At 68.9% G+C, this 8950-nt stretch carries 7 protein-coding genes and 1 pseudogene; 3 read left to right on the top strand and 5 right to left on the bottom strand.

Going from position 1 to position 8950, the window contains the following annotated elements; translation table 11 throughout:
• The 5 genes and pseudogenes from PD653B2_RS13735 to PD653B2_RS13715 all read right to left on the bottom strand — a co-directional run.
• Positions 1-291: pseudogene (locus PD653B2_RS13735) on the bottom strand (HNH endonuclease); the annotation flags it as partial.
• Positions 292-664: 373 nt separating this feature from the next.
• On the bottom strand, positions 665-1408 hold the full coding sequence (locus PD653B2_RS13730; protein WP_085872953.1) for a succinate dehydrogenase/fumarate reductase iron-sulfur subunit: 744 nt from the start codon (positions 1406-1408) through the stop codon (positions 665-667).
• Positions 1408-3426: a fumarate reductase/succinate dehydrogenase flavoprotein subunit gene (locus tag PD653B2_RS13725; RefSeq protein ID WP_085872955.1), complete on the bottom strand. Its 2019-nt coding sequence runs from the start codon at positions 3424-3426 to the stop codon at positions 1408-1410. Before PD653B2_RS13725 ends, PD653B2_RS13730 begins: the two co-directional genes overlap by 1 nt.
• Positions 3427-3449: 23 nt before the next feature.
• Positions 3450-4151, bottom strand: a complete 702-nt coding sequence (locus PD653B2_RS13720) for a succinate dehydrogenase cytochrome b subunit (RefSeq protein ID WP_085872952.1) — start codon at positions 4149-4151, stop codon at positions 3450-3452.
• Between the two features lie 63 nt (positions 4152-4214).
• Entirely contained in the window at positions 4215-5273 is a 1059-nt protein-coding gene (locus PD653B2_RS13715) for a glycosyltransferase (RefSeq protein ID WP_085872951.1), read from the bottom strand.
• 255 nt (positions 5274-5528) lie between these two features.
• Between PD653B2_RS13715 and PD653B2_RS13710 the strand changes: the two genes are divergently transcribed.
• Genes PD653B2_RS13710 through PD653B2_RS13700 form a run of 3 tightly spaced genes read left to right on the top strand, consistent with a single transcriptional unit; the run spans position 5529 to position 8934 of the window.
• A complete protein-coding gene (locus tag PD653B2_RS13710) occupies positions 5529-6281 on the top strand; it encodes a hypothetical protein (RefSeq protein WP_242665285.1) in 753 nt (250 codons plus the stop codon).
• A complete protein-coding gene (locus PD653B2_RS13705) occupies positions 6282-8156 on the top strand; it encodes a fumarate reductase/succinate dehydrogenase flavoprotein subunit (RefSeq protein WP_242665284.1) in 1875 nt (624 codons plus the stop codon).
• A gap of 1 nt (position 8157) precedes the next feature.
• Positions 8158-8934 (top strand): succinate dehydrogenase/fumarate reductase iron-sulfur subunit, encoded by a 777-nt coding sequence (locus PD653B2_RS13700; RefSeq protein ID WP_085872949.1) that lies wholly within the window; start codon positions 8158-8160, stop codon positions 8932-8934.
• Positions 8935-8950 lie beyond the last annotated feature (16 nt).

The following is an 8950-nucleotide window of genomic DNA, read 5'->3' as shown; positions in this document are numbered from 1 at the left end:
GCGGACCTCGACGGCCTCACCGAGGTAGGCCCGCCCGGCGTCGGTGGACTTGTCGATCGCGAGGGCGAACTCGGCGACACAGAACTCCGCCACCAGCGGGGCGCCGTCGCCGGCGATGGGGAGCTCGCCCTCCCAGACCGCGGCGGGCCCGAGGGAGTCGACCGAGTGCATCGCCGCCCAGTCGGCGGCGAGCTTGAACCGGCGTACCTCCGCCAGGTCGGCGGTCTGGGTTTCCTCGCGGGCGGCAGCCAGCACCGCACCAGCGGTGTCGAGTTCGGTGGTGGCTGCCATGGTTCAACCCAAGCACCCGCCACCGACACTCAGACCTCCAAAACCCTGTTGTCCACAGGGTTCTGAGCATTTCGGAAAGTAAAGTCTTTGGGCGGTGACCACGACGGTCGACCCGAGCGGACCCGCAAGGCAGGCGACGGCTGGAAATCGCCGCCTCAACCGAAGCGGACGGTGATCACACCATTCTCTAAATCAGCCGAGGCGGCCCGCAGGTCGAGGACAGGTGGGCGGGTCGGCTGCGGGGGTTTCGAGACAGGCGCTCCGCGCCTTCCTCAACCACCGGGGGCGACAGGACTTCGTCCTTCCTCAACCACCGGGGTGCGGGGGTTTCGAGACAGGCGCTGCGCGCCTTCCTCAACCACCGAGGGCCGGGCTAGTGACCGTGGCGCATGGCCTGGTGGAGGTCCCAGTTGAGGCGCGAGATCACGTCGAGCGGGATCTCCTTGGGGCAGGCGGCGGTGCACTCACCGATGTTGGTGCAGCCACCGAAGCCCTCGTGGTCGTGCTGGGCGACCATGCTGACGACGCGCTCGTCGCGCTCCGGCTGGCCCTGGGGCAGCTCACCGAGGTGGGTGATCTTCGCGCCCATGAAGAGCGACGCCGAGCCGTTGGGGCAGGCCGCCACGCAGGCGCCGCAGCCGATGCAGGTCGCCACGTTGAAGGCGCGCAGCGCGTCCTCGCGGGGGACCGGGACCGAGTGGGCCTCCGGGGCGGAGCCGGTGTTGACCGAGATGAAGCCACCGGCCTGGATGATCCGGTCGAAGGCACCGCGGTCGACGACGAGGTCCTTGACCACCGGGAACGCGTCGGCGCGCCAGGGCTCGATCACGATCTCGTCGCCGTCCTTGAAGGACCGCATGTGCAGCTGGCAGGTCGTGGTGACCTCGGGACCGTGCGCCTCGCCGTTGATCATCAGGCCGCACATGCCGCAGATGCCCTCGCGACAGTCGGAGTCGAACGCGACGGGCTCCTCGCCCGCGGCGTTCAGGTTCTCGTTGAGCACGTCGAGCATCTCGAGGAACGACATGTCCTCGGACACCTCGTCGAGCTCGTAGGTGTGCATCGCGCCCTGCGAAGCGGCATCCGGCTGGCGCCAGATCTTGAGGGTGACCTTCATTATTTGTAGCTCCGCTGCTTCATCTCGATGGCTGTGTAGACCAGGTCTTCCTTGTGCAGGACCGGCGGCTCGCCGTCGCCGGCGAACTCCCAGGCCGCGACGTACGCGAACGTCTCGTCGTGGCGCAGCGCCTCGCCGTCCTCGGTCTGCGACTCCGCCCGGAAGTGGCCACCGCACGACTCGCGACGGTTCAGGGCGTCGATGCACATGAGCTCGCCGAGCTCGAAGAAGTCGGCGACCCGGCCGGCCTTCTCCAGCGACTGGTTGAGGCCCTCGGCGGTGCCGAGGACCTTCACGTTGCGCCAGAAGTCGTCCTTGAGCGTCCGGATCAGGTCGATCGCCTTCTTCAGGCCATCCTCGGAGCGCTCCATGCCGCAGTACTCCCACATGATGTTGCCGAGCTCGCGGTGGTAGGAGTCGACGCTGCGGGTGCCCTTGGTGTTGAGGAAGTGGTCGATCCGCGAGCGCACCGACTGCTCGGCCTCGACGACGGCCGGGTGATCGGCCGGGACCGGCTCGAACGGCCCGTCGGCCAGGTAGTCGCGGATCGTGTGCGGCAGCACGAAGTACCCGTCGGCCAGGCCCTGCATCAGCGCGGACGCGCCGAGGCGGTTGGCGCCGTGGTCGGAGAAGTTCGCCTCGCCGGTCACGAAGAGACCCGGGATCGACGACATCAGGTCGTAGTCGACCCAGAGCCCGCCCATCACGTAGTGCACGGCCGGGTAGATCCGCATCGGCGTCTCGTACGGGTTCTCGCCGGTGATCCGGGCGTACATGTCGAAGAGGTTGTCGTACTTCTCCTCGATGCCGTCCTTGCCCAGGCGCTCGATCGCGGCGCTGAAGTCGAGGTAGACGCCGCGGCGCACGCCCTCGACGGCCGGGCCGACGCCGCGGCCCTCGTCGCAGACGTTCTTGGCTGCGCGGGAGGCGATGTCGCGGGGGACCAGGTTGCCGAACGACGGGTAGATCCGCTCCAGGTAGTAGTCGCGGTCCTCCTCGGGGATGTCGCGCGGGTCCTTCTCGCAGTCGGCCTTCTTCTTCGGCACCCAGATCCGGCCGTCGTTGCGCAGCGACTCCGACATCAGGGTCAGCTTCGACTGGTGCGCACCCGAGACCGGGATACAGGTCGGGTGGATCTGCGTGTAGCAGGGGTTGGCCATGTAGGCGCCCTTGCGGTGCGCGCGCCACGTCGCGGTGACGTTGCAGCCCATGGCGTTCGTGGACAGGTAGAAGACGTTGCCGTAGCCGCCGCTGGCGAGCACGACGACGTCGGCGAGGTGGGTCTCGATCTCGCCGGTCACCATGTCGCGGGCGATGATCCCGCGGGCCTTGCCGTCGACCAGGATCACCTCGAGCATCTCGTGCCGGGTGTACGTCGTGACCGTGCCGGCTGCCACCTGGCGCTCGAGCGCCTGGTAGGCGCCGATCAAGAGCTGCTGGCCCGTCTGGCCGCGGGCGTAGAAGGTGCGAGACACCTGCACGCCGCCGAAGGAGCGGTTGTCGAGCAGGCCGCCGTACTCGCGGGCGAACGGGACGCCCTGCGCCACGCACTGGTCGATGATGTTGGTGCTCACCTCGGCCAGGCGGTAGACGTTCGACTCGCGCGAGCGGTAGTCGCCGCCCTTGACGGTGTCGTAGAAGAGCCGGTGGACGGAGTCGCCGTCCTCCTTGTAGTTCTTGGCCGCGTTGATGCCGCCCTGCGCGGCGATCGAGTGCGCGCGGCGCGGGGAGTCCTGGTAGCAGAAGGACTTCACGTTGTAGCCGGCCTCGCCGAGCGTGGCGGCCGCGGAGCCGCCGGCCAGGCCGGTGCCGACGATGATCACCGAGAGCTTGCGCCGGTTGGACGGGTTGACCAGGCGGGCCTCGAACTTGCGCGTCTGCCAGCGCTCCTCGATCGGACCTCCGGGCGCCTTGGTGTCGGCGATCGGCTCGCCGGGCGTGTAGTAGCCGGCGGCATCGTCGCCGTGGTCGCCGGGAGCGTCGTGGGACGGGTCGGACGTGAGGGTGGTGTCCGGCATGTCGGTCATGTGCTGCAGACCCCTTACTTGGTGATGACGCCGGCGAGGACGAAGATCGGGACCAGCGAGAAGCCGCCGGCGATGACGACGGCGAGGATCCAGCCGAGCGTCTTCGCGTTGCGGCGGGCGCGGGCGTTGTTGGTGAGGCCGAGCGTCTGGGCGGAGCTCCAGACCCCGTGGTGCAGGTGCATGGCCAGCGCGAGCATCGCGGCGAGGTAGATCAGCGTCATCCACCAGGTGTCGAAGGTGTCGACCAGCAGGTTGTAGGGATCGTTCGTCGACCCGCCGGAGACGTTGACCTTGCCGATCGTGAAGTTGACCAGGTGCCAGATGATGAAGAGCAGCAGCGTCAGCCCGCCCCAGCGCATCGTCCGCGAGGAGAGGCTCGAGGCCTTGTTCTTCTTCACGACGTAGCGCGTGCTCCGGGCCCGGTGGGCGCGCTTCCAGAGCGCGACCGCCGAGCCGACGTGCACGACGAGCGCGACGATCAGCGCCGCACGCAGGATCCAGAGGAAGCCCTCGCGCGGGACCATCGGCTCGCCCATGACGCGCAGGTGCTCGGCGTAGTCGTTGTAGGCGTCATGGCCGGAGAAGGCCTTGAGGTTGCCGTACATGTGCGCGAGCACGAAGAGGATGAACAGGATGCCGCTCGCAGCCATCAACAGCTTGAGGGTGATGGTCGAGCGCGAAGCGCGCGCTCCCTTGACCAGGGTCGTCGTTGCCACGAAAGGCCACGCTACCCCCGCCCCACGGCCCGGATGACCACAGGTCGTGTGACATTCGTCCGGTTACTGAACAGTCGCCTTCGTGGGTACCACCAGTGGCAGGTAGTGCCGCTCGACCAGCTCGTCGACGGCGCTCGTCCAGTCACGGACGGCCAGCTCGCGGCCCCGCGCACCGAGGAGCGAGCGGTGCCGGTCGGCGGCCACCGCGCTCACCGCCCGGGCCAGCCCGTGCTCGTCGGCCGGGTCGTAGAGGAGCCCGGACTCGAGGTGTCGGACGACGTCCGGGGCGCCGCCGGCCCGCGGGGCGACCACCGGCACGCCGCTGGCCCCGGCCTCGCGCAGCGGGTGGCAGCACGTCTCGTGCTCGCCCGGGTGCACGAGCAGGTCGAGGGAGGGCAGCACGGCGGTCAGGTCACCGGTCCCGAGCGCACCGGTGAAACGAGCGCCGTGCAGCCGTCCCTCGAGCCAGGCGCGCTGGGGCCCGTCGCCGACGACCACCGGTCGGATGCCGGGCACCCGCGCCAGCGCCGCCAGCCGTCGTACGTCGTGCCTCTTGCGGAGGCTGCCGACGTAGCCGACGACCACCAACCCTCCGGTGCGTGACCGGGCGCGCGACCAGCGGTCGTGCAGCCAGTCGTCACGCAGCGCGGGCGTGAACGCGGCCGTGTCGACGCCCGGCGCCCAGAGCCCGGCCGCCACCTCGAAGTAGGCCAGCCGGTCCACCATCCAGCGCGACGTGACGACGACGGCATCGGCGCGGTCGGCGACGCGGGTGCGCCAGTAGTCGGCGGCGACGTCCAGCAGCGGCGACTGCTCGACGACGAGCGCGGGGATGCCGAGCCGGTCCTGCTTGAGGGCCTTGCGGCCGACGGCGCCGGGCGAGGTGACGTGGACCAGGTCGGGGGCGAACCGCTCGAGAGCCTCGCGGACCTGCCGTCCGGGCCGGTCGAGGGCCCGGATCCGGGCAACGCTGCTGCTCCGGTAGGACGCCAGGCCGGGTGCCGGGGCGATGACCATCACCTCGTGGCCGGTGTCGATGAGCCGGTCGGCCACCGCCTTGACCGTCGTGGTCGTGCCGTCGATCGCCGGGTAGAACGTCTCGGTCACCAGCGCTATCCGCATGCCCCCACGATGCCCCTGGCGGGTGGCCGGGCGCGGGCCCCGAGGTGGATGCCCGATGAACCCTCGGGGCACCCGAAAACTGCAACGCGTTCCTGAGATGACGGTGTGGGCTCTTTCACATCGCGCGACGAGTGTGCAGACTGCTCAGGCGAACACCAGACCGCGGAGGTGGCGATGGCGTCGACAGACGCTCGGCAGGCAGCGACAGATGCAGGTGCAACGGGCGTCAACGGGCCCACCCGGGCCCGGATCGGGGTGAAGACCCTCCGCGCCGACCGCTGGTGGCTGGCCCCGCTGGCGACCTTCGTGGTCTTCGTGGCCTTCATCGTCTACTCGACCTGGCGGGCCTTCTCGGGCGCGAACTACTTCGCGGAGCCGTACCTCTCGCCGTTCTACTCGCCGTGCCTGAGCAACGAGTGCGTCCCGGGGTCGTCGGACTTCGGACAGCCGTTCGGGGGATGGCCGCTGTCGCCGGCGCTGCTGATCCTGATCTTCCCGCTCGGCTTCCGGTTGACCTGCTACTACTACCGCAAGGCCTACTACCGGGCGTTCTGGCTCTCGCCGCCCGCCTGCGCCGTGGCCGAGCCGCACACCACGTACACCGGCGAGACGCGCTTCCCGTTGATCGCCCAGAACATCCACCGCTGGTTCTGGTACGCCGCCGTGCTCGTGGCGCTGGTCCTGAGCTACGACGTGCTGCTCGCGTTCGGCCCGGCCGAGGGTGAGTCCGACGGCATCCACATGGGCCTGGGCACGCTCATCATGCTCGTGAACGTCGTGTTCATCTGGCTGTACACGTTGGGATGCCACTCCTGCCGGCACATCATGGGCGGCAAGCTCCGGCACTTCTCCAAGCACCCGGTCCGCTACCGGCTGTGGACCTGGGTCTCGAAGCTCAACGGCCACCACGCGCGGTTCGCCTGGTACTCGCTGTTCTCCGTGGCGCTGACCGACTTCTACATCTACCTGCTCTCCACCGGCGCCTTCGACGACCCGAGGTTCTTCTAAATGGATACGACTCGTCACCCCATGACCGGCAACGAGATGTCCGGCGCGAGCGAGGGCGGCATGGAGCGGCACCAGTACGACGTCGTCGTGATCGGCGCCGGCGGCGCGGGCCTGCGGGCGGCGATCGCCGCCCACGACTCGGGCGCCAGGACCGCGCTGGTCTGCAAGTCGCTGCTGGGCAAGGCCCACACCGTGATGGCCGAGGGCGGCATCGCCGCGGCGATGGGCAACCGCTGGCCCGAGGACAACTGGGAGGTGCACTTCCGGGACACCATGCGCGGCGGCAAGATGCTCAACAACTGGCGGATGGCCCAGCTGCACGCGCAGGAGGCCCCCGAGCGGGTGATGGAGCTCGAGGACTGGGGTGCGCTCTTCGACCGCACCGACGACGGCCTCATCTCGCAGCGGGACTTCGGCGGCCACAAGTACGCCCGCCTCGCCCATGTCGGCGACCGCACCGGCCTCGAGATGATCCGCACCCTCCAGCAGCGCGCGGTCCAGCTCGGCATCGACGTCTTCATGGAGTGCACCATCACCGACCTCCTGAAGGACCCTTCGACAGGCTCTGGGCAAGCGCCGAGGATCTCGGGGGCCTTCGGCTACTGGCGCGAGTCCGGCCGCTTCATCGTCTTCGAGGCGCCCAGCGTGATCCTCGCGACCGGCGGCATCGGCAAGTCCTTCAAGGTCACCTCGAACTCCTGGGAGTACACCGGCGACGGCCACGCCCTCGCCATGCGCGCGGGCGCCTCGCTGATCAACATGGAGTTCGTGCAGTTCCACCCGACGGGCATGGTCTGGCCGCCCTCGGTGAAGGGGCTGCTGGTCACGGAGTCGGTGCGCGGCGACGGCGGCATCCTCAAGAACTCCGAGGGCAAGCGGTTCATGTTCGACTACATCCCGGAGTTCTTCAGGAGCGAGACGGCCGACACGATCGAGGAGGCCGACCGGTGGTATGACGACAAGAAGAACAACCGGCGTCCTCCCGAGCTGCTCCCGCGTGACGAGGTCGCCCGGGCGATCAACTCCGAGATCAAGGCCGGCCGCGGCACCCCGCACGGGGGCATCTACCTCGACATCGCGTCGCGCCGTTCGCCGGAGTTCATCCGCAAGCGGCTGCCCTCGATGTACCACCAGTTCAAGGAGCTCGCCGACGTCGACATCACGGCCGAGCCGATGGAGATCGGGCCGACCTGCCACTACGTGATGGGCGGCGTCGAGGTCGACGCCGACACCCAGGAGAGCGCGGTCACCGGCCTGTACGCCGTGGGCGAGTGCTCCGGCGGCATGCACGGCTCCAACCGCCTGGGCGGCAACTCCCTGGGCGACCTGCTGGTCTTCGGCAAGCGCGCCGGCGAAGCGGCGACGGCGTACACGAGCTCGCTGGGCGACAACCGCCCGACGGTCGACGAGGCCGACGTCAAGGCGGCCCAGGCGAGCGCGCTGGCGCCGTTCGAGGTCGAAGGGGGGGAGAACCCGTACACGATCCAGTCCGACCTCCAGCAGTCGATGAACGACCTGGTCGGCATCATCCGCACCGCCGCCGAGCTCGAGGAGTCGCTCTCCGAGATCGAGGCGTTCAAGGTGCGGGCGAAGTCGATGAAGGTCGAGGGGCACCGGCAGTACAACCCCGGCTGGCACCTTGCCATCGACCTGCGCAACATGCTGATCGTCAGCGAGTGCATCGCCAAGGCGGCGCTGGCTCGCGAGGAGTCGCGCGGCGGCCACACCCGTGACGACTTCCCGGGCCCGGACCCCGAGTGGGGGACGAAGAACCTCGTCGTCACCCTGAACGTCGAGGGGACCGGCGTCGACCTGCACGAGAAGCCGCTCCCGGTGATGCCGGACGAGCTCAAGAAGTACTTCGAGGAGAAGTGACATGGGCTACGACCTGAAGATGCGGATCTGGCGCGGCGACCAGGACGGCGGCGACCTCGGCGACTACACCGTGGAGGTGTCCGAGGGCGAGGTCGTCCTCGACGCGCTGCACCGGGTGCAGGCGACCCAGGCCGGCGACCTCGCGATCCGGTGGAACTGCAAGGCCGGCAAGTGCGGCTCGTGCAGCGCCGAGATCAACGGCAAGCCGCGGCTGCTCTGCATGACCCGGCTCTCCGACTTCGACGAGACCGAGACGATCACGGTCACGCCGATGCGGACGTTCCCGGTGATCCGCGACCTGGTGACCGACGTGTCGTACAACTACGAGAAGGCCAAGGAGCTGCCGTACGCCGAGCTCCCGCCCCGCGACGCGGACGGCAAGCGCCGGATGGCGCAGATCGACGTCGAGCGCGGGCAGGAGTTCCGCAAGTGCATCGAGTGCTTCCTGTGCCAGAACACCTGCCACGTGGTCCGTGACCACGAGGAGAACAAGAAGGCGTTCGCCGGCCCGCGCTTCTTCCTGCGGTACGCCGAGCTCGACATGCACCCCCTCGACACCCACGACCGGCGCAAGCTGGCGCAGGAGGCCGCGGGCATCGGGATGTGCAACATCACCAAGTGCTGCACCGAGGTCTGTCCCGAGGGCATCAAGATCACCGACAACGCGATCATCCCGATGAAGGAGCGCGTCGCCGACCGCAAGTACGACCCGCTGGTGTGGCTCGGCAACAAGATCGGGCTGCGCAACAAGGACAACGACGGGCGTACGGAGGTCTAGCTGTACCCGGCCGGGA

It is taken from the genome of Nocardioides sp. PD653-B2 (assembly GCF_002117935.1).
Taxonomy (GTDB): domain Bacteria; phylum Actinomycetota; class Actinomycetes; order Propionibacteriales; family Nocardioidaceae; genus Nocardioides.
The sequence above is the reverse complement of the archived record's forward strand: the minus strand, read 5'-3'. Positions and strand labels throughout refer to the sequence as shown.